This window comes from Paraburkholderia fungorum, from assembly GCF_046026025.1.
Lineage (GTDB): Bacteria > Pseudomonadota > Gammaproteobacteria > Burkholderiales > Burkholderiaceae > Paraburkholderia > Paraburkholderia fungorum_E.
The window spans coordinates 167973-191670 of the sequence record NZ_JAQQFL010000001.1 but is presented as its reverse complement, the minus strand read 5'-3'; the positions used below and the strand labels follow the sequence as shown (position 1 = coordinate 191670).

General features: G+C 62.5%; 22 protein-coding genes. 14 read left to right on the top strand and 8 right to left on the bottom strand.

What is annotated here, in order from left to right; all coding sequences use genetic code 11:
- Positions 1-123 precede the first annotated feature (123 nt).
- Positions 124-1662, top strand: a complete 1539-nt coding sequence (locus PQR67_RS00880; protein WP_408453153.1) for a DHA2 family efflux MFS transporter permease subunit — start codon at positions 124-126, stop codon at positions 1660-1662.
- A gap of 36 nt (positions 1663-1698) precedes the next feature.
- Here the strand turns inward: PQR67_RS00880 and PQR67_RS00875 are convergent, their stop codons facing one another.
- Positions 1699-2412 carry a FadR/GntR family transcriptional regulator gene (locus PQR67_RS00875; protein WP_408453802.1) on the bottom strand — a complete coding sequence of 238 codons (714 nt, stop codon included), beginning with the start codon at positions 2410-2412 and terminating at the stop codon, positions 1699-1701.
- 184 nt (positions 2413-2596) lie between these two features.
- On the opposite strand from PQR67_RS00875, the gene dgoD reads away from it, so the two are divergent.
- The 4 genes from dgoD (at position 2597) to PQR67_RS00855 (ending at position 5972) form a co-directional block, all read left to right on the top strand.
- Positions 2597-3745, top strand: a complete 1149-nt coding sequence (dgoD, locus tag PQR67_RS00870; RefSeq protein WP_408453150.1) for a galactonate dehydratase — start codon at positions 2597-2599, stop codon at positions 3743-3745.
- Between the two features lie 52 nt (positions 3746-3797).
- A complete protein-coding gene (locus PQR67_RS00865) occupies positions 3798-5141 on the top strand; it encodes an MFS transporter (protein ID WP_408453799.1) in 1344 nt (447 codons plus the stop codon).
- Between the two features lie 253 nt (positions 5142-5394).
- The gene (locus PQR67_RS00860) at positions 5395-5697 is read left to right on the top strand and encodes a hypothetical protein (RefSeq protein WP_120349391.1); all 303 of its coding nucleotides are present in this window, start codon (positions 5395-5397) and stop codon (positions 5695-5697) included.
- 17 nt (positions 5698-5714) lie between these two features.
- On the top strand, positions 5715-5972 hold the full coding sequence (locus PQR67_RS00855; protein WP_408453797.1) for a YodC family protein: 258 nt from the start codon (positions 5715-5717) through the stop codon (positions 5970-5972).
- A gap of 105 nt (positions 5973-6077) precedes the next feature.
- Here the strand turns inward: PQR67_RS00855 and PQR67_RS00850 are convergent, their stop codons facing one another.
- On the bottom strand, positions 6078-7007 hold the full coding sequence (locus PQR67_RS00850; RefSeq protein ID WP_408453146.1) for a CopD family protein: 930 nt from the start codon (positions 7005-7007) through the stop codon (positions 6078-6080).
- Positions 7004-7381: a copper homeostasis periplasmic binding protein CopC gene (gene copC, locus PQR67_RS00845; RefSeq protein WP_408453144.1), complete on the bottom strand. Its 378-nt coding sequence runs from the start codon at positions 7379-7381 to the stop codon at positions 7004-7006. The genes PQR67_RS00850 and copC overlap by 4 nt, the downstream gene beginning before the upstream one ends.
- A gap of 374 nt (positions 7382-7755) precedes the next feature.
- Between copC and PQR67_RS00840 the strand changes: the two genes are divergently transcribed.
- From PQR67_RS00840 to PQR67_RS00825, 4 genes are all read left to right on the top strand, one after another.
- Positions 7756-8487, top strand: a complete 732-nt coding sequence (locus PQR67_RS00840) for a c-type cytochrome (RefSeq protein ID WP_408453141.1) — start codon at positions 7756-7758, stop codon at positions 8485-8487.
- Between the two features lie 21 nt (positions 8488-8508).
- Positions 8509-9807, top strand: a complete 1299-nt coding sequence (locus PQR67_RS00835) for a c-type cytochrome (protein WP_408453138.1) — start codon at positions 8509-8511, stop codon at positions 9805-9807.
- A gap of 118 nt (positions 9808-9925) precedes the next feature.
- Positions 9926-10546, top strand: coding sequence for a PAQR family membrane homeostasis protein TrhA (gene trhA, locus PQR67_RS00830; RefSeq protein ID WP_408453135.1), 621 nt, complete (start codon positions 9926-9928; stop codon positions 10544-10546).
- 234 nt (positions 10547-10780) lie between these two features.
- Complete coding sequence (locus PQR67_RS00825) at positions 10781-12358, top strand: DEAD/DEAH box helicase (protein ID WP_408453132.1); 1578 nt, start codon at positions 10781-10783, stop codon at positions 12356-12358.
- Between the two features lie 38 nt (positions 12359-12396).
- On the opposite strand, the gene PQR67_RS00820 is transcribed toward PQR67_RS00825, so the two are convergent.
- The 4 genes from PQR67_RS00820 to ggt form a co-directional block, all read right to left on the bottom strand.
- The gene (locus PQR67_RS00820; RefSeq protein ID WP_408453129.1) at positions 12397-12921 is read right to left on the bottom strand and encodes a hypothetical protein; all 525 of its coding nucleotides are present in this window, start codon (positions 12919-12921) and stop codon (positions 12397-12399) included.
- Positions 12922-12975: 54 nt separating this feature from the next.
- A complete protein-coding gene (locus PQR67_RS00815) occupies positions 12976-13803 on the bottom strand; it encodes a ferritin-like domain-containing protein (RefSeq protein ID WP_408453126.1) in 828 nt (275 codons plus the stop codon).
- Between the two features lie 342 nt (positions 13804-14145).
- The gene (locus PQR67_RS00810; protein WP_408453123.1) at positions 14146-15531 is read right to left on the bottom strand and encodes an MFS transporter; all 1386 of its coding nucleotides are present in this window, start codon (positions 15529-15531) and stop codon (positions 14146-14148) included.
- Positions 15532-15740: 209 nt separating this feature from the next.
- The gene (gene ggt, locus PQR67_RS00805; protein WP_408453120.1) at positions 15741-17378 is read right to left on the bottom strand and encodes a gamma-glutamyltransferase; all 1638 of its coding nucleotides are present in this window, start codon (positions 17376-17378) and stop codon (positions 15741-15743) included.
- A 353-nt stretch (positions 17379-17731) separates the two neighbouring features.
- Between ggt and PQR67_RS00800 the strand changes: the two genes are divergently transcribed.
- From PQR67_RS00800 to PQR67_RS00790, 3 genes are all read left to right on the top strand, one after another.
- The gene (locus tag PQR67_RS00800) at positions 17732-18511 is read left to right on the top strand and encodes a DeoR/GlpR family DNA-binding transcription regulator (protein ID WP_093635526.1); all 780 of its coding nucleotides are present in this window, start codon (positions 17732-17734) and stop codon (positions 18509-18511) included.
- Between the two features lie 308 nt (positions 18512-18819).
- Positions 18820-19017, top strand: a complete 198-nt coding sequence (locus PQR67_RS00795; protein WP_073429069.1) for a hypothetical protein — start codon at positions 18820-18822, stop codon at positions 19015-19017.
- A 102-nt stretch (positions 19018-19119) separates the two neighbouring features.
- Positions 19120-19746, top strand: coding sequence for a TetR/AcrR family transcriptional regulator (locus PQR67_RS00790; RefSeq protein WP_408453116.1), 627 nt, complete (start codon positions 19120-19122; stop codon positions 19744-19746).
- A gap of 88 nt (positions 19747-19834) precedes the next feature.
- Here the strand turns inward: PQR67_RS00790 and PQR67_RS00785 are convergent, their stop codons facing one another.
- Positions 19835-20209, bottom strand: a complete 375-nt coding sequence (locus tag PQR67_RS00785) for a hypothetical protein (protein WP_408453113.1) — start codon at positions 20207-20209, stop codon at positions 19835-19837.
- A gap of 202 nt (positions 20210-20411) precedes the next feature.
- Between PQR67_RS00785 and glpD the strand changes: the two genes are divergently transcribed.
- Together glpD and glpK are read left to right on the top strand one after the other, a co-directional pair.
- Entirely contained in the window at positions 20412-21941 is a 1530-nt protein-coding gene (gene glpD, locus PQR67_RS00780) for a glycerol-3-phosphate dehydrogenase (RefSeq protein ID WP_408453110.1), read from the top strand.
- 246 nt (positions 21942-22187) lie between these two features.
- Positions 22188-23687, top strand: a complete 1500-nt coding sequence (glpK, locus tag PQR67_RS00775) for a glycerol kinase GlpK (RefSeq protein WP_408453107.1) — start codon at positions 22188-22190, stop codon at positions 23685-23687.
- The last annotated feature ends 11 nt before the right edge of the window (positions 23688-23698 follow it).

The following is a 23698-nucleotide window of genomic DNA, read 5'->3' as shown; positions in this document are numbered from 1 at the left end:
CCGAATGAACCCTCAACGGAAACGAAACGGGCGCAATTCAGGCTCCGCATAACTCCTGATGGGCGCCCCGGTTTGCGGCCGATATACTAAGCATGCTTACTATATTGAAGACCCCGCTCCCCCATGCCCTCCGATTCCACGCCGACGAGCGCCGCCGCCCCGCTCAACCGGCCGATGATCACTGTCTCGATCATGCTCGCGACGTTGATCCAGACGCTCGACAGCACGATCGCCAACGTCGCGCTGCCGCACATGCAAGGCACGCTGTCCGCGTCGCAGGATGAGATCACCTGGGTGCTGACCTCGTATATCGTCGCGGCGGCGATCGCCACGCCGCTGACCGGCTGGCTGTCCGACCGGCTGAGCGTCAAGCGGCTGCTGATCTACGCGATCGGCGGCTTCACGGTGGCCTCGGCGCTGTGCGGGTTGTCGGAATCGTTGACGCAGATCGTCGCGTCGCGCTTGCTGCAGGGGATTTTCGGAGCCTCGCTGGTGCCGCTGTCGCAATCGATCCTGCTCGACATCAATCCGCGCGAAAAGCAGGGCCAGGCGATGGCGGTGTGGGGCATGGGCGTGATGGTCGGACCGATTCTCGGGCCGACGCTCGGCGGCTGGCTCACCGATAGCTACAACTGGCGCTGGGTGTTTTTCATCAACGTGCCGATCGGCGCGTTCGCGCTGTTCGGTGTGGCCACGTTCCTGCCCGCGCGTGAACCCAAGCACGATGCGAAGTTCGACGCGTTCGGCTTTGCCACCCTGGGTCTCGCGATCGGCGGGCTGCAGGCGATGCTCGACCGCGGCGAGCAGCTCGACTGGTTCGGCTCGCACGAGATCGTCATCGAGGCGCTGGTCGCGGCGATCAGCTTCGCGTTCTTCCTCGTGCATACGGCAACGGTCGGCAAGAAATCGTTCTTCAAGTACGAGTTATTGAAGGACCCGAACTTCGCGACCGGCACGTTCTTCATCTTCGTGATCGGCGCGGTGATGTATGCGACGCGCGCATTGCTGCCGCCGATGCTGCAGAATCTGATGAACTATCCTGTGGCGACCACGGGTCTTGTCACAGCGCCGAGCGGCGCGGGAACCATGGTCGCGATGCTGTTCGCCGGGCGGCTGCTGAAGCGGATCGACGCACGGCTGTTGCTGCTCACCGGCTTCCTGATCTCCGCGTTCGCGCTGTGGCAGATGATGCATTACACGATCGTGCTATCAGAGTCGGACATCGTCTGGCCTGGCGTGATCCAGGGCTTCGGCCTGGGTCTCGTGTTCGTGCCATTGAGCGCGCTGACCTTCTCGACGCTGACACCCGAACTCCGCGCGGACGGCACCGCGACGTACAGCCTGATGCGCAATATCGGCAGCAGTATCGGCATTTCGATTGTGCAGACGCTGATGACACGCAACACGCAGGTCTCGCACGCCGACCTCGCCGCAAATATCACACCGTTCAATCCGGCGATCCAGCCGATGCTCAGCGGCGGTTCGAATTACGACCTGGCGGTGTTGAACGCGTCAATCACGCAGCAGGCCTCGATGATCGCCTACCTGAACGACTTCAAACTGATGTTCATGGCCACGCTGCTGGTCATTCCGCTGCTTCTGTTGATCCGTCCGGCGCGCCAGGCACCGGATGCTTCAGTGGCGCATGCGGCGATGGATTAAGCGCGAGCATCGAAGCAGGCAGGAGCGGCGCCCCCTTCACCCCTCGATTCTTCCGCGCGTCACACCCAGCAATCCCGCCATCGCCGCTCGCGCGGCCCCGGCATCACGCTCTCGAATCGCTTCGAACACCGCCGTGTGTTCCGCCAATGACGCGTTGAACACGTCCGCGCGTTTCGCATTCAGACGTAGCTGCGCTTCCAGCGTGCGCTCGATCAGCGTGCCGAGCGGAATCAGCAATTCGTTGCTGCATGCGCTCAGCACGCTCAGATGAAACTGCAGGTCGGCGCGGACCCATTCGTCGACATTACGCGCCGCGACCATCGACGCATGCGCCGCGGCTAGCGCGTCAAAGGTCTCGCCCGTATGCGAAGCCGCCGCCAGACTCGCCGCGTACGGCTCGATCATCTCGCGCATTTCCTGCAGCTTGAGCGCGAAGGCCATCGGCTCGGCGACGCGCGAATACCAATCGAGCACATCGGCATCGAGCAGATTCCACGCGTGTTTCGGCCGCACCCGCGTGCCCACCCGGGGACGCGATTCGATCAGCCCTTTCGATGTCAGCGTGCGCAGCGCCTCGCGCAACACCGTCCGGCTCACGCCGAAGGTGTCCATCAACTCGGCCTCGCGCGGCAGGATCGAGTCGGGCGCATAGTCGCCACGCAGTATCGCGGTCGCCAGCAGATGGGCGACGCGCCCATGCAGATCGTGCTGAATAGTTTTCTCCCCGCAGCCTCTCGGCGCTATTGATATCGGCCCTGAGCCCAGGACGAGCGCGATTATCCGGCATCTCAGCCGGCCAACCTCTCTACCGGCACCTCGCCAATATTTGGCCAATAGTACTATTAATAGTACTTAAACATGCTTTTGTTGTAGCATGTGAATCCTCGAAATTGTCCGCATCCGCAGACGCCCAGGCCGCCAGGAGACGCACACCATGAAAATCACCAAGCTCGAAACCTTCATCGTTCCGCCGCGCTGGTGCTTCCTGAAAATCGAAACTGACGAAGGCATCGTCGGCTGGGGCGAGCCGGTGGTCGAAGGCCGCGCGCACACGGTGGCGGCTGCCGTCGAGGAACTGTCCGACTATCTGATCGGCAAAGACCCGCTCCTGATCGAAGACCACTGGCAGGTGATGTATCGCGCGGGCTTCTACCGCGGCGGTCCGATCACGATGAGCGCGATCGCCGGTGTCGATCAGGCGCTGTGGGATATCAAGGGCAAGCATCATGGCGTGCCGATTCATGCGCTGCTGGGCGGCCAGGTGCGCGACAAGATCAAGGTCTATTCGTGGATCGGCGGCGACCGTCCGAGCGACGTCGCGAACAACGCGCGCGCCGTGGTCGAACGCGGCTTCAAGGCGGTGAAGATGAACGGCTCGGAAGAGCTGCAGATCATCGACACCTTCGACAAGGTGCAAGGCGTGATCAACAACGTCGCCGCCGTGCGCGAAGCGGTTGGGCCGAACATCGGCATCGGCGTGGACTTCCACGGCCGCGTGCATAAGCCGATGGCGAAGGTGCTGGCCAAGGAACTCGACCCGTACAAGCTGCTCTTTATCGAAGAGCCGGTACTGTCGGAAAACGCGGAAGCGCTGCGTGACATCGTCAATCAGACCAACACGCCGATCGCCTTGGGCGAGCGCCTGTATTCGCGCTGGGACTTCAAGCACATCCTGTCGGGCGGCTACGTCGACATCATTCAACCGGATGCGTCGCACGCGGGCGGGATTACCGAGTGTCGCAAGATTGCGTCGATGGCCGAGGCGTACGACGTCGCGCTCGCGCTGCACTGCCCGCTCGGCCCGATCGCTTTGGCTACCTGCCTGCAGATCGACGCCGTGAGCTACAACGCGTTCATCCAGGAACAGAGCCTGGGCATTCACTACAACCAGGGCAACGACCTGCTCGATTACATCAAGAACCCCGAAGTCTTCAAATACGAAGACGGCTTCGTGTCGATTCCACAAGGCCCGGGCCTCGGTATCGACGTGAACGAAGAGAAGGTGCGCGAGATGGCGAAGGTTGGCCACCGCTGGCGCAATCCGGTGTGGCGTCACGAGGATGGCAGCGTCGCGGAATGGTGATGGTGTAGTAGCTGAACGCCGCCTGCGGGCGGCGTTTTCTTTGGCTCGCCCGCTGTACCGCTGCACCTGCTGCACCTACAGAAAAACCAGCAAGAGGACCGCCTCAGTGGAGACAACCCACCTTCGAACGCAAGCCACCGGCAAGCGCCACCGTTTGCTTGCGATGCTGTTCGTCACCGTCGTCATCACGTATCTCGACCGCAGCAATCTGTCGATCGCGGCGACCGCGATCGCCCGCGACCTGCAACTCGACCCGGCCCATATGGGGCTGGTGTTTTCCGCGTTCGGCTGGTCGTACGCGTTACTGCAGATCCCCGGCGGCGTCCTGGTCGATCGCACGCGGCCGCGGCTCCTGTTGGCACTCGTCATCGGGCTGTGGTCGCTGGCGACAATTCTGCAAGGCTTCGCCGGCACGTTCGCGATCCTGCTGTCGCTGCGCGTGCTGCTCGGCGCGCTGGAAGCGCCGGCCTATCCGACGTTGAATCGCGTCGTCACCACCTGGTTTCCCGACAGCGAACGGGCTCGCGCGATTGCCACGTACACATCGGGTCAATATGTCGGGCTCGCGTTTCTCACCCCCGTGCTCGTTCTCACGCAGGCGCATTTCGGCTGGCAAGGCGTATTTTTCCTGACCGGCGCGCTCGGGGTCGCGTGGGGTGGCGTCTGGTATGCGTTGTATCGCGAGCCGTCGGAAGCCCCGGACGTGAATGAAGCCGAACTCGAAACGATCCGCGCCGGCGGCGGCCTCGTCGAACTGGGCGACACGCGCCGTGCCCGCACGCGCTACACGGCCGCCGACTGGCGCGCGGTGCTTGGCAACCGCAAGCTATGGGGGGTGTATATCGGCCAGATCGCGGTGACTTCGACGCTGTGGTTTTTCCTGACGTGGTTTCCCACCTACCTCGTCAAATACCGGCACATGGATTTCCTGAAGGCGGGCTTCATGGCGGCGGTGCCGTTTCTCGCCGCGTTCGTCGGCATTCTGAGTTCAGGGCTGCTGTCGGACTGGATGGTCAAGCGTGGCGTGTCGGTCACCGTCGCGCGCAAGGTGCCGATCGTGACAGGCTTGCTGTTGTCAACCGCGATCGTCGGTGCAAACTATGTCGAGACGCCTTCGATGGTGATCCTCTTCATGGCGATCGCCTTCTTCGGCAGCGGCTTTTCGTCGATCACGTGGGTGCTGGTGTCGTCGATGGCGAAAAAGGAATTGCTCGGCCTCACCGGCGGCATGTTCAATCTGATGGGCAATCTGTCGTCGATCTGCGTGCCGATCGTGATCGGCCTCATCGTCAGGAACGACGACTTCAAACCCGCGCTGGTATTCATGAGCGCCGTCGGCCTGCTCGGCGCGCTGTCTTATCTGTTTCTGGTCGGGCGAATCGAACGGATCCGCTAACCCGCCTTTCAAAGCGCTTTCCCGGCGCCTGGCACGCGCGTTACGGTGGCGTGACGCGCGCGCCGTCGCAGTTACGTAACATCACGGACCGGAACGGTTCGAAACCGCACTGTCCGGCCTTTCGAACGCGCTTCTCCGCATTGCGCAAAGCCTTTCCCAGAAAGGCTTTGCCGCCTTATGTCCGGCACCGGACATACACATGGCCCGCTCCTTGCTCAAATGTGTTCAAACGACACAAGCAACGGGGAACATCATGGGCGAATTCCTTCCAGACTATCTGATCCGAGAACAGGCCGCCGTCGGCGCGCTGGTGGTATTCGGCGTGCTTCGCATCATCGGCGCGATGCTCGCCTACGAACGCGGCTGGCGCATTTCCGTGGTCGAAAAATGCTTTATCGCGGCCGCGGTGCTGTACTGCCTGCCGCAACTCTTCGATCTGCTGACGCACATGTACGGCTCGCGTGCCGCAGGCGCCGAACTCGAAGGCAAGGCGGCCGGCTGCGCGATCGCGCTCTTCTGCGCGCCGATTGTCGGACATCGGCTCGGCCTCGAATAATCGTGCTCCTCGAACGGATGCTCACCATGCGACTGGGAATGCGATCTGCCAGGCCCGCGAAACCCACGAGACCCGCGAGACCCATCTACCGCGCCGGCGACGTGCTGACGCTCAAGTCCGGCGGACGCCCAATGACGGCGACCTGGAGCGGGCCGGTGCTGTTCGCGCCGGGCAACTGGCTGATCTGCCAGTGGTTCGGCGAGGACGGCGAACTGCAGCAGGAAATGTTTCCGGAAGAGACGCTGGAACGGACGCACAACGCGCTCGCTGCCTGAAAGGGCAGTAGGACAGCACCAGGGCAGTAACGGATCAGTCGGCCACCGCCGAGCGACCGTGTGTATTGCGCCGCACGCAGTTTCCGTGCGGCGCTTTTTTTGCTCTCAGCCCAATGCGGCGAATGCCGGCACGCTGTGCGACAACACGGCCGCTGCGACGAACACGCCGATCATCGCCAGCGCTTCCAGATACAACACATTGACGAAGGTATGCGCGTCCATCGTCGAGGCTGTGCGGCGCAAGCGCGGCAGCGCCGAGAAACGGTTGAGTCCGCCGAGCACCAGCGCGAGCGCGACCAGCGTCAGTTTCAGCGTCAGCACGTGGCCCCACGTGCTCATCTGGATCGCCTCGAACGAGCCGCCCGAACCGCGCACCGCGTTGAAAATGCCGGTAAGCAGCACCAGTCCGACCGCCACCACCGAGACGTGCGACACCTGCGTCGCCGTGCGGATCAGCATCCCACGGGCGGTCGAGGTGCCGAGCGCGGGCAAAACCGAGAGCCCCGCCGCCATTGCCAGCCCGCCCCACACGCTGGTGACCAGCACATGCAGCGTCTGCATGGCGATCGCCGCCGAGAGCGGCCCGGCATCGGCCGCATGCCCGAGCGACGCCTTGCCCGCCGCGATCGCGATCACCGCGAGCCACAACAGCGCATTGCGCAGCATGCCCGTGTGACTGGCCATGGCCGTGCCCAGCAACACCAGCGCGCCGGCGAACGCCACGCTCCAGCCATAGCCGACATGGGTTTGCGTCAGGACGGTCGGCACCACGCCGATGGCCGCCGGCAACGCGACGCCGCTCATCGACGCCGCCTGATACAACAGCCAGCCGAGATCCGCGAGCACCAGCACGACGGTGGCCGTCAGCATCGACCGTTGCGCGCGCAACCAGGCGGGCCGGGCCGGCGCGATCTTGACCTGCGCGTCTTTAGCGAGCCACGCGCCGAGCAAGGCCGAACCGACGGCGAACGCAAACGCGACATTCATGAGCGCGGCCATGGCGACCTGCCCGATCCACAATCCGTCCATGCTCATTTGACGATGAAAGCGAAGTTGCCTTGCGTGCGGTGGCCGTCCGTGGCAACCGCGGTCCATTGCACGGCATAGCGGCCGGCCGCCAACTGCGGCAGCGCCAGGTGCATCACCTTTGCATCACTTTTGTCGACTTGCGACGCAGCCGGCGCGGCGGGCTTGCCACTCGTGTCGCTCAGCTCGATCCGACTAAAAGCCGGCTCGAGCGGCTCGGTGAAATGGATCGTCACTTCAGTGGGAGCGGCCACTTCGGCGTTCGCTGCCGGCTCGCTCGACATCAGATGGGCGTGCGCGAAAGCCGTCGACGTCACGACCAGCGCGGCGGCGCCGAACATCAACGCACGCAGCGCCGGGCGGGAAAAATTGAATAGCTTCATGTAAGGCCGATAGCGTGTGGAAAGTGAAACGGTGGACGTTGAGCCGGGGGCATGGGCGCCGGACAGACGCCGGCGCGCCCGGAAGTGTACGCTTCGATAGCCGGCGCGCGCGTCGGTTCAACCGGCTTTGTCACGCAAAGCGGCGCGAACCAGGCGCGCACCCGCAACCGTTCGGACAAAATCGAGACGGCCGGCCCACTTGCCGCGCGGTGGCACGGTCGCGCGGCAAACTGTCGCATAGCTGTGACACCAGGAACCTTCTCTAATGTGGCAAATAGTCACCATCACCCTTCGATGATAGAATGCTGCGTCGCCGCAGCGCCGGCTGCCCTTCACACCGAGCCGCTCGAAGTTCGGTCAGGTCCCCGATTTTGATGGAGTTACGCGTGTCTTCAAGACGCATTTTCCGCCCGTTGCTTGCCCTTCTGCTGATCGGCTCCGCGGGTGTCTATAGCGCTGCGAAAGCGCAGACTCAACCGAAGGCCCCCGATACGATGGAAGCGCGCGTGCAGGGCTGCACGGCCTGTCACGGCTCGCATGGCCAAGGTACCGACAACGACTACTTCCCGCGTCTGGCGGGCAAGCCGGCCGACTATCTGTACAACCAGCTGCAGAATTTCCGTGAAGGGCGCCGCAAGTACCCGCCCATGAACTACCTCGTCACGTATCTTTCTGACGACTACCTCCATCAGATCGCCACGTATTTCTCGCAACAGCGTCCGCCGTACCCGGCGCCGGCCAAGCCGACCGTGTCGGCGGCCATTGTTGCGCGCGGTCAGCAGATCGTGCTGCACGGCGATGCATCCAAACAGATTCCGGCCTGCGCGGCCTGCCACGGCAAGGCGCTGACCGGTATGGAACCCGCTATCCCGGGTCTGGTCGGTCTGCATTCGGACTACATCAGCGCGCAGTTGGGCGCATGGCGTTCGGGCTCGCGTCATGCCATCGCACCTGATTGCATGCACACCATCGCCACCCGTCTGACCGATGACGACGTGAACGCCGTCGCTTCATGGCTTGCCACGCAAACGGCCCCACAAAACCCCGTGCCGGCTCCGGCCCGCTCGATGAAGACTCCGCTTGCCTGCGGCAGCGAACCGCAATAAGGCACCGGGAGAGACACTCAAATGAAACGCAAGTCTTTGTTCGCCCTCTCGGCAGTCGTCGTCGTTGCGGCTGCCGCACTCGTTCCCGTCCTGTGGTCGGGCGGCGACAACCTGCATAACGGCTCGGCTATGGCGGCAACGCCCGCCGACCAGGCCGCGCTGATCAAGAAGGGCGAGTACCTCGCCCGCGCCGGCGACTGTATCGCCTGCCACACGGTGCGCGGCGGCAAGCAGTTCGCCGGCGGTCTGCCCATGGCTACGCCGTTCGGCACGATGTTCACGCCGAACATCACGCCTGACGACCAGTACGGTATCGGCAAATGGACGCAGGACGACTTCTACCGCGCCATGCACACCGGCCGTTCGAAAGACGGCAGCCTGCTGTACCCGGGCTTCCCGTTCACGAGCTACACGAAGGTCACGCGCGCCGACTCGGACGCGATCTACGCGTACCTGCGCTCGGTCACGCCGGTCAATGTACCGAGCCGTCCGCACGAACTGAAATTCCCGTTCAACCAGCGCAACATGCTGATCGGCTGGCGCACGCTGTTCTTCCGCGAAGGCGAGTACAAGGCTGATCCGACCAAGTCGGTCGAATGGAACCGTGGCGCGTACCTGATCGAAGGTCTCGGCCACTGCGGCATGTGCCACACGTCGATCAACGCCATGGGCGGCCCGGTCAGCTCGGCGGCATTCGCCGGCGGCTTGATCCCGCTGCAGAACTGGTACGCACCGTCGTTGACGTCGAACAAGGAAGCCGGTCTCGGCGACTGGGAAACCAAAGACATCGCCGACCTGCTGAAGACCGGCGTGTCGAACCGCGGCGCGGTGTTCGGTCCGATGGCTGAAGTGGTTCACAACAGCCTGCAGTACATGTCGGACGAAGACATCAACGCAATGGCTACGTACCTGAAGACGATTCCGCAGAAGAGCGAGGCGCCGGAACCCCTGCAACTCGAGACTTCGGAAAAGTTCGGTGGCGAACTGTTGAAGCAAGGTCAGAAGATCTACGCTGACAACTGCGCGAAGTGTCACGCGACGAACGGTCTCGGCATGCCGCAGGCTTTCCCGCCGCTGGCGAACAACCAGTCGATCCAGATGCCATCGGCGGTCAACCCGATCCGTATGGTGCTGAACGGCGGTTATCCGCCGAGCACGGAAGCCAACCCGCATCCGTACGGCATGCCGCCGTTCGCACAGGCGCTGTCGAACACGGAAGTGGCAGCCGTCGTGACGTACATTCGTATGTCGTGGGGCAACCACGGTACCGCTGTATCGCCGCAGCAAGTGTCCGATCTGCGTTCGGCGCCGCTCGACTAAGCAGCGTGAGATGCACCTGGGGCGCGGCCTGCGAAACTCGCGGCCGCGCCCTTCGTTTTTTCAGGACCGGTATCATGTGGGGATAAACCCTTATGAAACCGCGCAGGAGGAAAGAGCCGTGCATGTCGGTGAGCGTTTCAACAGCATTACCCATCTCGTCGGCGCCGTACTGTCGGTGGCGGGTCTCGCTGCGCTCGTGACAATGGGCGCGCTCGACGGCGACGCGTACAAGGTGGTGAGTTTCAGTGTCTACGGTGCGATGCTGTTCGTGCTGTATGCTATCTCGACGCTTTACCACAGCGTGCGCAACCCGCGCGTCAAAGCGGTTCTGCAGAAATGCGACCATTCGGCGATCTACCTGCTGATCGCCGGCAGTTACACGCCGTTCACACTTGTTACCTTGCGTGGGCCGTGGGGCTGGTCGCTATTCGGCGTAAGCTGGGGGCTTGCCGCTCTCGGCATCGTGCAGGAACTGACGCTCGGGCGACGCACCCGCAGCGTTTCGATGGTGCTGTATGTCTTGATGGGATGGCTCGCGCTCGTTGCCGTCCGCCCGCTGGTTCAAGCTTTACCAGCAGCGGGTACCGCCTGGCTCGTGGCCGGCGGGATCATCTATAGCGCCGGCATCTACTTCTTCATCAACGACGAGCGCATCCGGCACGGACATGGTATCTGGCACCTGTTCGTACTGGCGGGCAGTCTGTGTCAATTCGTCAGTGTCGCGCGCTATGTCGCGTGACACCCCACGGCGGCGAAATGCAACTTAAGGCCAGTCAACGTGTCTGCATAGCGCGTTGAAGCATTCGGCACGCATTTGAGCGTGCCGCCGATTTCTCTGCGACCGGAACCGGGCTTCGGCCTCGAATGCGCCATACGGGCGTGTTCATGCCGTGCTTGTACCAGCTTGTACCTGCCTCGTGCCCATTTGGTGCCACCTGGTGCCGTTCGCGAAACTGCATTGCAAAGAGCATTTATGTCTTTTGATTCCCTCGGCTTGTCCGAACCGCTGGTCCGCGCTGTACACGAACTCGGCTACACCACCCCGACTCCGATCCAGACGCAAGCGATCCCCGCCGTGCTCAACGGCGGCGACCTGCTGGCCGGCGCGCAGACCGGCACCGGCAAGACCGCCGGCTTCACGCTACCGATCCTGCAGCGCCTGAACACCATGCCCGCCGTCACCACGGCGTCGGGCAAACGTGCCGTCCGCGCGCTGATCCTCACGCCGACGCGCGAGCTGGCCGCACAGGTCGAAGAAAGCGTGCGCGCCTACGGCAAGTATCTGAAGCTGAAGTCGACCGTGATGTTCGGCGGCGTTGGCATCAATCCGCAGATTGGCGCGCTGCGCAGCGGCGTGGACATCGTCGTCGCGACGCCGGGCCGCTTGCTCGATCACATGCAGCAAAAGACCATCGATCTGTCGCATCTCGAGATTCTCGTGCTGGACGAAGCCGACCGCATGCTCGACATGGGCTTCATCCACGACATCAAGCGCGTGCTCGCAAAGTTGCCGCCGAAGCGTCAGAACCTGCTGTTCTCGGCCACTTTCTCCGACGAGATCAAGACGCTCGCCGACAACCTGCTCGACTCGCCGGCACTGATCGAAGTCGCCCGCCGCAACACCACGGCTGAGCTCGTCGCGCAAAAGATTCACCCGGTTGACCGCGACAAGAAGCGCGAGCTGCTCACGCACCTCATCAAGCAACACAACTGGTTCCAGGTGCTGGTGTTCACGCGCACGAAGCACGGTGCGAACCGCCTTGCCGAACAGTTGACGAAAGACGGCATCAGCGCACTGGCAATTCACGGCAACAAGAGCCAATCGGCCCGCACGCGCGCGCTCGCCGAGTTCAAGGACGCCACGCTGCAAGTGCTGGTCGCCACCGACATCGCCGCACGCGGCATCGATATCGATCAGTTGCCGCACGTGGTCAACTACGATTTGCCGAACGTGCCGGAAGATTACGTGCACCGCATCGGGCGTACGGGTCGTGCAGGCGCATCGGGCGAGGCGATTTCGCTGGTGTGCGTCGACGAACTGCAACTGCTGAAGGACATCGAGAAGCTGATCAAGCGCCAGGTGCCGCAGGAAGTGATCGCCGGTTTTGAGCCGGACCCGACTGCGAAGCCGGAACCGATTCTGCGCCGTGGCCAGGGTGGCGGCGGTGGCGGTGGACGTTCGCCGCGTCAGGGTCAAGGCGCACCGAAACGCGAGGGTGGCCAGCGTGACGGTGGCCGCCGCGACGGCGCAGTGGCGGCCAAGCCGGCACAGCGTTCGGGTCAGCGCCCGGCGAATGGTCAGCAGCAGCCGAAGCCGCAAGGCGCGAAGCCGGCCGGCAACGGTGGCCAGCCACGCCGCGACGGCCAGCGTCACGACGGTCAACCGCGTGCAGCAGCGCACGAAGGCAGCGCCGCGCAACATGCACCGCGCAAGCCGCAGGGCGCGAAGCCGCAAGGCGGTAATCCGGGTGCGTTGCTGGGTGGCGCCAAGCCGCGCAACGACGCGCCGCGTGGCGGCCAGCCGACGCGCAGCGGTCAACGCGGCCGTTAAGTTCCAGGCACTGCCTGCTCGCTAGCGGTGGTCTCAGACTACCGGCTAGCCGCGGCGGCAGCTTGCTTCAGGTGCTCGATCTGCCGTTCCCATCGATCGAGCACCACCTCCCCTTCTCCTTCCAGTTCAAACGTAATGCCGCTTGTCAGGCGCGCATAACGCACGCTCTGCGCCTCGCCTGTGTCGATCGAGCCGCTGACGTACACGAGGCCACTGCTGTCGCCTGTCACGGCCGCTAGCGGCGTCAAACGCAACTGCACCTGATAGAACGCCTCGTCGCAGACGAAGGTCAGCGCGGCCCGTCCGCTTTGCGCGATCACACGCGCCGCCCGCGCCTGTGGCCACAAAGCGATACATAACGAGCGCGAATCAGGCGCGTACAACTCGCCGACACCGAGCAGCGAAGTACGCACATGGTCATTCGCATCGACGGTGAGCAGCGACGCGGTGAACCCCGTCTTGCTCGCCAGCGAAGCACCGTCGAATAACGTGCGGACCGCGTCAGGCCATTCGTCGAATACGTTCTGGTCGAGCGGACGTTCGGGTGAAGGAATATCGCTCATCGTATCGATCCGGTCAGAAGCAGGTTGCGAGGGTTGCGCGTATCACCGGCAGCATCAGCGAAAGAACACGTGCTGCGTGATCTTGGCGAGCGGGTAATGCACCCCAGGCTGGATCTTGGCCGGAATATCGAGCGGCTTGAGCAGCATCTTCACGCACATGTCCGCCGACAGATTGCGCCGCACCAGCGCATTGATGCGCGCCGCGCGTTCACGGTTATAGGCCGAATCGTGCACGCGCTCCGGATAACGAATCGCAAAGACATGGCGCAATGCGATCTCCGAGTCTTCGTTCTTGATTTCCAGCACGCGGCGCATCAACGCGCCGAGAACCGCAAGACGCCCATTGCCTTCGATCTTGTTGTACTTCTTGAAGAACTTGAAAAAGTGCTTGTAGTGCCGGACTTCGTCAGTGCGAATGTTGTCGGTGATCTGTTTGAGCACGGGCTCATCCGAACATTCGCCGATCGCGCGATACAACGTGGCCGTACCCGTTTCCACCACACAGCGAGCGACCATTTCGAGCGCGCGGGTCTTTTCGAAATCTTCCACCGAGCAGGTCAGCGAATACTCTTCCATGAAATTGCGGAACGCAGTGTCCCAATCGAACTCCGGCCAGACGTACGCGATATACGTCTTGAGGGCCCGGCCATGCTGCATTTCTTCGGGCTCCCATTCCTGATTGAGCCAGGCCGAAACTTCCGGGTCGCCGTCGAAGAAGGTGCTCAGATTACTGGTGTAAAGATCGGTACCGCTTTCAATAAACGAAGCTGCGCACAACAGAAGCAGTAGATCTTCGTTAGCGACTGCTTTCTGTCGATCTATGCGGGTGAGGTCGATATCCTCGATCCGCCAGGGCATCACATGGTTCAGCTCAGTGTGCATTGTGTCATTGCTCCGAAAGCTGTATCGACTCGTGGAGCGCGCCCGGAACCGCCCGCTATTGCAAGGACGATCCGCCGTGCCAGATACAGCGCCTTGAATTAGAGTTAACCCCTTGTATCTTGCATCTTAGCCGGTGTTTAGCAACTCTGCAGATAACCCAGCACAGACCGTACCGGACCGTCGCAGTTCCAATTTCACGGTAGTCGAATGCTTCGGTTGATTACAAACGAGGCACGCAAGGCGAAAAAAAGCCAGCTTCGAAGAGCTGGCTTTGAGTTGAACCAGGTGCGCGTCAAGCGCGACAAGGCTCACTGCGGAGCACAACGGGCGCTGTCCGAACCGTCATGCGAGCTGGACGCCTTCAAGGTGCCGGACGCGCCGCATACGCCACGCAACCACTGCAAGCGACAACCCCGACAACACGGCGGCAATCAGGACGTAGTAACTTGGCGCAAGCTTGTCGCCGGTCAAGTGAATGAAGGTCTCCACGATCGTCGGTGCAAATCCGCCGAAAATCGTCACCCCAATGCTGTAACCGATTGAAAGACCCGTGGAGCGCACCTGGGTCGGGAAAATCTCCGACATCAACGCGGGCATCGGTCCGGAATATGCCGCCTTGAAAATACCGGCGGTACCTTGCAAAAGAAGCAGCCAGCCGATCGTCGGGTGCGATTGCAGCAAAGCGAACATCGGATAGATCGACACCCCCATCAGAATGGACGTCGTCAGCATGATGCGGATCCGGCCGATGCGGTCGGACAATGCGCCCATCACCGGCGAGAGCAGGAACTGCAAACCGCCGTTAAGCACCACCACGCCGAACGACGCCGCGGCCGGCATGTGCAACTGCTTGACCGCGTACATCGGCATATAGAGTTGCAGCACATAAACGCCAACCGTTGACTGAGCGACGATGCCCACGGCCAGCAGCAGATTCACCCATTGATTCTTGAACGACGCGCCCTTTTCCTGATGCGTCTCCTGGCGCTTGCCCACCGCCTCACGCGCCGCTTCACGTACTTCACGCGCTTCACGCAGCGCGAGAAACTCCGGCGTCTCGTCGAGATGCGAACGGATGTAATAGCCCACTGGCCCGACCAGCAAACCGAACACGAACGGCAGGCGCCAGCCCCAGCTATTGAGTTGCTCGGGCGGCATCCACGCGGTCAGCAGCGAACCGAAGGCCGCCGCGGTGATGGCCGCGAGACCCTGACTCGCGAACTGCCAGCTCGCGTAATAACCACGACGCGACGCGCTATGCTCGACCATGAACGCCGTCGCACTGCCAAACTCACCGCCCACCGCGAAACCTTGCACGAGCCGCGCAAGCAGAATCAACACGGGCGCCGCAATACCGATCGACGCATACGGCGGCATCACCGCCATCGTGAAGGTGCCGACCATCATCAGCGCGATGGCGAGCGTGAGCGCCGCCTTGCGGCCCTGGCGGTCGCCATAGACGCCCAGCACGACCGCGCCCAACGGCCGCATGAGAAATGAAATGCCGAAGGTGGCAATGGCGAGCAACGTCGAGAGCCACTCGTCCTGCATCGGGAAAAACTGTTTCGCGATGATCGTCGCGAAGTAGCCATAGACCAGAAAGTCGAACCACTCGAGCGCATTGCCGATTGACGACGAAAACACGATACGCCGCACCATCGCTTTGGAAAGCGGCGCGGACGTGGAATGGGGGGAAGCTGTCGCGGCTTGCGACGCGGGGATGTTCATGATGTCTCCTGCCCTGCCTGATATTTGACGCGCTGCAAGCGCTGGAGGCGCTCGATGCCCGGCTGCCGCGCGCGGCCCATTACGATTGCGCGCGACGCCTTGCTTTAATCGCTTGATCGGTTTGCTACTCGACAATGCGTCATGCATCGTCAAAGGATGCAACGAGACGCGGCCGCTGCACAGGCAGCGCCGCGCTTCGCTTGAGTCGTTCAGAACCCGGCTGCCAGCCCGTCTCGACGACTGTCGCTCGCCGCCACGTAGCCACGGTCCGGATCGTTACGGTCGAGCTTCCAGATGTATTGGCCGGAACCGAAATCCATGTACGGATCGTCGACCGACTTGATCGTGTGGCCCAGCTTCTGCAAGGCCTCCGCAGTCTTCGTATCGAGCGTCGATTCGATGTCGATGGTGAAGTCGCGATTGACCTTCCAGCGCGGCGCATCGCAGGCGGCCTGCGGCTGCTGACCGTAGTCGAGCATCCGCACGATCGATTGCAGGTGGCCTTGCGGCTGCATATCGCCGCCCATCACGCCAAAGCTCATCACCGCTTCCTGCTTGCCGTCCACCTGCTGCGTGAGGAACGACGGGATGATGGTGTGGAACGGCCGCTTGCCGCCTTCCACCACGTTCGGCGACTTCGGATCCATTGAGAAACCGCAGCCGCGGTTCTGCATCGCGATGCCGCTGTCCGGCACCACGATGCCCGAGCCGAAGCCCATGTAGTTCGACTGGATGAAGCTGACCATCATGCCGCGTTCGTCGGCCACCGACATGTAGATCGTGCCGCCGGCCTTCGGCATGCCGAAGTCGAACTGCGTGGCGCGCTTGTGGTCGATCAGCTTCGCGCGCGACGTGAGGTACGCGTCGTCGAGCATCTGCTCGGGCGTCACGTCCATCGAACGTGGATCGGCGACGTAGCGGTAGACGTCGGCGAACGCCAGCTTCATGGCTTCGATCTGCAGATGCTGCGACTCGACGTTATCGACGGCGAGTTCCTTCACGTCGAACTTTTCGAGGATGCCCAGCGCGATCAGCGCCGCAATGCCCTGACCGTTCGGCGGAATTTCATGCACGGTGTAGCCGCGATAGTCCTTGCCGATCGGCTCGACCCAGTCCGCTTTGTAGTTGCGCAGATCGTCGAGGGTCAACGCGCCGCCGCCTTCACGCGCAAACGCCGCAATCTGTTCGGCGATCTCGCCTTCGTAGTACGCACGCGGACCTTGTTCAGCGAGCTTGCGCAGCGTCTTCGCGTGACCGGGAAAGCGCACCAGTTCGCTCACTTCCGGCGCGCGGCCGCGCGGCATGAAGGTTTGCGCGAAGCCCGGCAGGTCCTTCAGTTCCGGCACGGCCGCCGCCCATTTGTAGGCCACGATGCTCGCCACCGCATGACCGCGCTCGGCGATTTCGATCGCCGGCTCCATCAGATCGGCGAACGGCAGCGAGCCGAACTTCTGATGCAGCGCTTCCCAGCCGGCGATCACGCCCGGCACCGTCACTGCGTCCCAACCGCGCTTGGGTTGCTTCGCGAGACCATTTTCCTCACCGTACTTGCGCTTGAAGTAATCGACATTCCACGCTGCCGGCGAGACACCCGACGCGTTCAGGCCATGCAGTTTCCTGCCGTCCCACACGAGCGCGAAAGCGTCACCACCAAGCCCGCACGACACCGGCTCGACCACCGTGATCGCGGCGGCCGCTGCGATCGCCGCGTCGACGGCATTACCGCCTTTCCACAACATCCGTAGGCCGGCTTGCGCGGCAAGCGGATGCGAACTCGAAACGATGTTGCGCGCGAATACAGGCAGACGCGGCGTCGGGTAGGGGTTTTGCCAGTTGAAGCCAGTCATGTCGAACACTCTCGAAAGCGCGGCCCGGCGCGTTCTTGAACGCCGGAAGCCATGGGAAACGGGTAAGACTCGGATAAAAACCGGGTAACACGCGGGGTCATACGCGGAACCTTGGATTGCAGCGCGATCCGGTGCAAAAAACAAATTCATTTATCAAATGAATAAATGCACAAATGATCTGAATAGATCGCAGCAGCGTCGCTCAGGACCCGAACCATGACGCACGAGTTGGCAGACAAGACGTGCGATGGTCTTACAATACGCTCACCCTCGTTCACGCATTACCCGTTTTCCGGCCCGGCTTTTCGCGCCGGCAGCGGGCAGCGCCGATAAAAACCCACGACCCGAGACACATGACCCGAGACCCCCGCCTGACTCTCAACGCCCGGCAGCAGGAACTGCTGGAGTGGGTGCAACGCGACGGCTTCGTGACCGTGGACGACCTCGCGGCCCACTTTGACGTGACGCCGCAGACGATCCGCCGCGACGTCAACTGGCTCGCCGACATGAACCTGCTGCGCCGCTATCACGGGGGCGCCAGTCTGCCGACCAGCTCGGAGAACGTCTCGTACACGGCGCGCCAGCGGATGTTCCATGAAGAGAAGCGGCGGATTGCGGCGCTAGTGGCTACTCACATTCCTGACCAGGCATCCCTTTTCATCAACCTCGGCACGACCACCGAGGAAGTCGCACGGGCCCTCAACCGGCATCGCGGCCTGCGCGTGATCACCAATAATCTGAACGTCGCCAGCATGATGAGCGGCTATCCGGATTGCGAAGTACTGGTGACGGGCGGGATCGTGCGGCCATGGGACAAGGGTATCGTCGGCGAACTGGCGATCGACTTTATTCGGCAGTTCAAGGTGGACTTCGCGATCATCGGTACGTCGAGCATTGAAACGGACGGCACGCTGCGCGATTTCGACACCCGCGAAGTGCGCGTGGCCGAGGCCATCATCCAGCACGCACGCACCGTGTTTCTCGCCGCCGACAACTCCAAGTTCGGCCGCCCGGCGCTCGTGCGCCAAGGTCATCTCGACCAGATCGACGCGCTTTTCACCGACGCCGCGCCGCCCGCCGAGATGAACGAAACGCTCGCTGCCGCCAACTGCCAGGTGTATATCGCCGAGTAATCCAGGTGTCTTCGGCCATGTTGCAGTGCACGCGAAACTTCGAGTGAAATCAAGGATTTGGCCGCCGCCCCAAACCGCCTCTGAGCGTGCCAATTGTCAAAGGGAAAATTTACTGGGGCCCCTTTGGTGTTTATCTGGCGGTTGACTACACTCCAGTTCCCCAGCGTCCGTTCCGCGCTACACGGCACGCTGGCGGTGTGAACCTGTGTGTATGAGCCGTACCTCCCGCCTGATCCTCTAGCGGACTTCACTGGCATCGTGCCAGTCGCCGGCAAGGCTGTCCGCGTTAGCTTGACATGGAGAGAACGATGCTGAGTCCGCATGAATTCGCCACGCTGCTGCTCGTCAAGGACGCCCCCAATCAAGTCGACATGGAGCGAGAAGAACTCGATGCCCTGCTGGAACGCCAGTTGGTGCAACTCGAACGGCTCGCGTCGGGCAACGAACAATGGCGCGTGACCGAAAGCGGCGACAGCGCACTCCGTGCCATCAAGCGTTTCTCGTAACAAGACTGAGGTTGGATTTGAAGCGGCCGCCCAAACGGCCGCTTTGTTGTGTCCAATTCATTTACACAGTAAATTGACGCGACGGACCTTCTTCCCTCGCGCATGCCAAAAACACTCTCCTCCGACGACATCCAGCAATTTCGCGAAGCCATGCGGCGCGTCGCTGAAAATGCGTTCGCCACCCGCGGCGCGCAAGGCGTGACGATGCGCGAACTGGCGAAGGAGCTGGGTTGCAGCGCGATGACGCCCTACCGCTATTTCCGCGACAAGGACGAGATCCTTGCGATGGTCCGCACAGCGGCCTTCAAGCGCTTTGCGGCGCGACTCGAAGCGGTGGCGAAACAGGCCCTTTCGACCGACCGTTACGCGCTCAGCGATGCCTACGTGGCGTTCGCATTCGACGAGCCGCACGCCTACCGTCTGATGTTCGACCTGGCCCAGCGGGAAGATCCCTACCCGGAACTCGCCGCCGCATCGCAACGCGCCTTGCAGATGCTCGGGACGCATTTCGAGAAGCTGGTTGCCGCGGGCGTTCTGGAGGGCGATCCGCACCTGATCGGCTATGCGTACTGGGCGAGTCTGCACGGGTTCACCATGCTGGCGCTGGCCAATCAATTGCCTTTGCCGCAAGCGCAACAAGCCGCTGCGAGCACCGCACCGACGCGCGAAGCCGTGTTCGCGCAGATTCGCCGGATGCTGTGGCGCGGAGCGCAGCCGCAACGCGGCTAGCCCCATGTTGGCCTCGAGCTAACCCCGCACACACGCAACGCCGATTGCCGGATGAAAAGAACGGGACGAAGAGAACCTGAGGCGACGCTCAGCCCGCGCGCAAGGTCGGGTCGGCCGCCGCACGCCAACTCAACGCCCTGGCTCGCTGGTCGGTGAAGAACGTCACCCACTGATTTCGCACCTGCGGATCGGTACTCGCCCCCTGGCTCGCGTAGCGCTGCGCAAGCGACGCCTGGAATGCGCAGTAATCGTCCTTCGACAACTTGCCGCGCCGGTTCGCTACATACGCGTCGAACAGCGTCGTGTAGACGTTTTGCGCGTCGTTGCCGTAGTCGACCGTCTGGGCGCTGCACATCTGTTGCAACGATGCGAACGAGGGCGCGCCCATCGTCCCGTTCAGGCTCGGCGAGCTGATACACCCAGTCAGGAGCGCAACGCCACCGATCATCCAAAGTCCACGCATGAATTCACCTCGAAATGGCTACTTTCGAGAGTATCGTCCGTGGCCGCGCGTTGCGCCACCACCTCAGCCAGGGCACTAGAGGAATGCCTAAGAAAACCGAACTTTACTTTTTCGAATATGTTCATTAAAGTTCGCAAACGAACACTATCGGCTCGATAGTTTTTCTAAACCACTTCCGGATACGACGCAGGGGACACAGCAGGTGACGCAAGGCTCGAGATACGATTTGCTCGTCGTGGGCGGCGGGATCAACGGCGCAGGCATCGCACGCGATGCGGCGGGCCGCGGCCTGTCGGTGCTGCTCTGCGAACAGGACGATCTGGCGGCCCATACGTCGTCGGCCAGCACCAAGCTGATCCACGGCGGCCTGCGCTACCTCGAATACCGCGAGTTCGGGCTGGTGCGCAAAGCGCTGCAGGAGCGCGAAACGCTGCTGCGCGCAGCGCCGCACATCATGTGGCCGCTGCGTTTCGTGATGCCGCATATGCCCGATCTGCGTCCGGCCTGGCTGATCCGCGCCGGCCTGTTCCTTTACGATCACCTCGCGAAACGCGAACTGCTGCCCGGTTCGCGCGGTATCGTCATGCGCAATCATCCTGCCGGCGCACCGCTGGTCGATTCCATCAAACGCGGTTTCGTGTACTCGGACGGTTGGGTGAATGACGCGCGTCTGGTCGTGCTGAATGCGCTGGATGCACAGGAGCGCGGCGCCAAGGTCCTCACGCGTACCAAACTGCTGAGCGCGGTGCGCGCCGGTGGCGAATGGCGCGCACAACTCAAACGCGCGGACGGCACGATCCTCGACGTGCGCGCCGGCTCGATTGCGAATGCGGCCGGACCGTGGGTGGGCGAATTGCTGCACGGCGCGCTCGGCCGGGAAGCGACGCACAGCGTACGCCTCGTGAAAGGCAGCCATATCGTCACGCGCCGCCTGTTCGAACACGATCACGCGTACATCTTCCAGAATCCCGACAAGCGGATCATCTTCGCGATTCCGTACGAACACGACTACACGCTGATCGGCACGACCGATCTCGAGTATCGCGGCGACCCGTCGCAAGTCGCGATCAACGCCGACGAAACGCAGTACCTGTGCGACTCGATCAACCGCTACTTCAAGCAGAAGATCTCGCCGCAAGACGTGCGCTGGACTTACTCGGGCGTGCGTCCGCTGCTCGAGGAAGAAGGGGCGGACAATCCGTCGGCAGTCACGCGCGACTACTCGCTCGAACTCGACGCGCCCGCGGGCGAAGCACCGCTTCTGTCCGTGTTCGGCGGCAAGATCACGACGTTCCGCAAGCTGGCGGAAGAAGCCGTCGACAAACTCGCGCACGCGCTGCATAACGGCACGCCTTCGTGGACGGCCGGTGTGCCGTTGCCCGGTGGCGATATCCCGCAGGCCAACTTCGAGCGCTTCCTCACCGGCTTCAAACAGCAGAATCCGTGGCTGCCCGCCGATCTGGCCCACCGTCTCGCTCGCGCATACGGCACGCGCGTGAAGCATGTGGTCGGCAATGCGCGCTCAGTGGCGGATCTCGGCCGCGCCTTCGCGCCAGGCCTCTACGAAGCCGAACTCACGTATTTGCGCGACACCGAATGGGCACGCAGCGCGCAAGACGTACTCTGGCGCCGCTCGAAACTCGGCCTGCACATCGAACCCGGCACACTCGATTCGATCACACGCGACATCGACACGTGGTTCGCCCTCGAGCCGACCCGACAGAGCGCCTGATCGGGTTACCCAGGACACTTATTACTGAGTTGGGCTTCCGGGTCAAACCACGTGGCCGGGCTATGGCACCACAGCCCGGCAATGCGGATGAGATGCCCCCTCTTGAACCGAATCGATTTTCACCCCTCGGCTACTGACCAAACCGGGACGCACAAGCTCAACCTGTTGCAGCCCGCTTAAAACAACAAGCCGTTCCCGTCGCCGGTCAGCAGTCCGGCGATTCATAAAACGCATGGAGAAGAGACAATGCAGGATCAGTACGTCCTAGCGCTTGACCAAGGCACCACCAGCTCGCGCGCAATGCTGTTCGACCGGCTCGGCAATGTCGTATCGAGCGCTCAGAAAGAATTCCAGCAAATCTACCCGCGTCCGGGCTGGGTCGAGCACGACCCGCAGGAAATCTGGTCGACCCAGGCCGGCGTCGCCGCCGAAGCGGTTACGCGGGCCGGCATGAACGGCACGTCGATCGCCGCAATCGGCATTACCAACCAACGTGAGACCACCATTGTGTGGGACCGCGAAACCGGCCATCCGATCTATAACGCGATCGTCTGGCAAGACCGCCGCACTGCCGACTTCTGCGATCAGCTCAAAGAGCAAGGTCTCGAAGAAAAAGTCCGCGCGAAAACCGGTCTGCCGATCGATTCGTACTTCTCAGCGACCAAGATCCGCTGGATTCTCGACAACGTCGAAGGCGCACGCGAAAAGGCCAAACAAGGCCGCCTCGCCTTCGGCACGGTGGATAGCTGGCTGGTGTGGAATTTCACCAAGGGCGGCCTGCACGTCACCGATGTGACCAACGCGTCACGCACGATGCTGTTCAACATCCACACGCTGAAGTGGGACGACGAACTGCTCGAAGCGCTCGACATTCCGCGCAACATGCTGCCGGAAGTGCGTGCGTCGTCGGAAGTGTACGGGCCGACCAAGACTACCGTATTCGCCTCCAAGATTCCGCTCGCGGGCATCGCCGGCGACCAGCACGCGGCCCTGTTCGGCCAGATGTGCACGGAGTCGGGCATGGTGAAGAACACCTACGGTACGGGTTGCTTCCTCGTGATGAACACCGGCGACAAGCCGATCGAATCGAAGAACAATCTCGTCACTACGATTGCCTGGCAAATCGGCGATCAGATCAACTATGCGCTTGAAGGCAGCATCTTCATTGGCGGCGCGGTGGTGCAATGGTTGCGCGACGGTCTCGGCATCATCAAGAACGCCGCTGAAATTGAAACGATGGCGCGCAGCGTGCCGCATAGCGACGGCGTGTATCTGGTGCCCGCGTTTGCCGGTCTCGGCGCCCCGCACTGGAACGCCCGTGCGCGCGGCACGCTGTTCGGCGTGACGCGCGGCACAAGTTCGGCGCATATTGCCCGCGCCGCGCTCGACTCGATCGCCTATCAATCGCTCGACGTGCTGAAAGCGATGGAAGCCGACTCCGGCATTCGCATCGGCGAATTGCGTGTGGACGGCGGCGCTTGCGCGAACAATCTGCTGATGCAATTCCAGGCGGACATTCTCGGCGTCGACGCCGTGCGGCCAAAGGTATCGGAAACCACCGCCTTGGGCGCGGCGTATCTGGCCGGTCTCGCGGTTGGCTACTGGAAAGACGTGAACGAGCTGAAGAGCCAATGGGCGCTCGATCGCCGTTTCACGCCTGCCCTGCCGCACGCCGAGGTCAAGGAATGCCTCGACGGCTGGCAGCGCGCGATTCGCGCCGCGAAGGCCTGGGCCGACACGCCCTGATCCCGGCTTTC

What these genes read in the sequence shown, in the direction of transcription:
- PQR67_RS00880 (WP_408453153.1), top strand. Translation starts at nt 124, where the DNA reads ATGCCCTCCGATTCCACGCCGACGAGCGCCGCCGCCCCGCTCAACCGG.
- dgoD (WP_408453150.1), top strand. Translation starts at nt 2,597, where the DNA reads ATGAAAATCACCAAGCTCGAAACCTTCATCGTTCCGCCGCGCTGGTGC.
- PQR67_RS00860 (WP_120349391.1), top strand. Translation starts at nt 5,395, where the DNA reads ATGGGCGAATTCCTTCCAGACTATCTGATCCGAGAACAGGCCGCCGTC.
- PQR67_RS00855 (WP_408453797.1), top strand. Translation starts at nt 5,715, where the DNA reads ATGCTCACCATGCGACTGGGAATGCGATCTGCCAGGCCCGCGAAACCC.
- PQR67_RS00850 (WP_408453146.1), bottom strand. Translation starts at nt 7,007, where the DNA reads ATGAGCATGGACGGATTGTGGATCGGGCAGGTCGCCATGGCCGCGCTC.
- copC (WP_408453144.1), bottom strand. Translation starts at nt 7,381, where the DNA reads ATGAAGCTATTCAATTTTTCCCGCCCGGCGCTGCGTGCGTTGATGTTC.
- PQR67_RS00840 (WP_408453141.1), top strand. Translation starts at nt 7,756, where the DNA reads ATGGAGTTACGCGTGTCTTCAAGACGCATTTTCCGCCCGTTGCTTGCC.
- PQR67_RS00835 (WP_408453138.1), top strand. Translation starts at nt 8,509, where the DNA reads ATGAAACGCAAGTCTTTGTTCGCCCTCTCGGCAGTCGTCGTCGTTGCG.
- PQR67_RS00825 (WP_408453132.1), top strand. Translation starts at nt 10,781, where the DNA reads ATGTCTTTTGATTCCCTCGGCTTGTCCGAACCGCTGGTCCGCGCTGTA.
- PQR67_RS00820 (WP_408453129.1), bottom strand. Translation starts at nt 12,921, where the DNA reads ATGAGCGATATTCCTTCACCCGAACGTCCGCTCGACCAGAACGTATTC.
- PQR67_RS00815 (WP_408453126.1), bottom strand. Translation starts at nt 13,803, where the DNA reads ATGCACACTGAGCTGAACCATGTGATGCCCTGGCGGATCGAGGATATC.
- PQR67_RS00810 (WP_408453123.1), bottom strand. Translation starts at nt 15,531, where the DNA reads ATGAACATCCCCGCGTCGCAAGCCGCGACAGCTTCCCCCCATTCCACG.
- ggt (WP_408453120.1), bottom strand. Translation starts at nt 17,378, where the DNA reads ATGACTGGCTTCAACTGGCAAAACCCCTACCCGACGCCGCGTCTGCCT.
- PQR67_RS00800 (WP_093635526.1), top strand. Translation starts at nt 17,732, where the DNA reads ATGACCCGAGACCCCCGCCTGACTCTCAACGCCCGGCAGCAGGAACTG.
- PQR67_RS00795 (WP_073429069.1), top strand. Translation starts at nt 18,820, where the DNA reads ATGCTGAGTCCGCATGAATTCGCCACGCTGCTGCTCGTCAAGGACGCC.
- PQR67_RS00790 (WP_408453116.1), top strand. Translation starts at nt 19,120, where the DNA reads ATGCCAAAAACACTCTCCTCCGACGACATCCAGCAATTTCGCGAAGCC.
- PQR67_RS00785 (WP_408453113.1), bottom strand. Translation starts at nt 20,209, where the DNA reads ATGCGTGGACTTTGGATGATCGGTGGCGTTGCGCTCCTGACTGGGTGT.
- glpK (WP_408453107.1), top strand. Translation starts at nt 22,188, where the DNA reads ATGCAGGATCAGTACGTCCTAGCGCTTGACCAAGGCACCACCAGCTCG.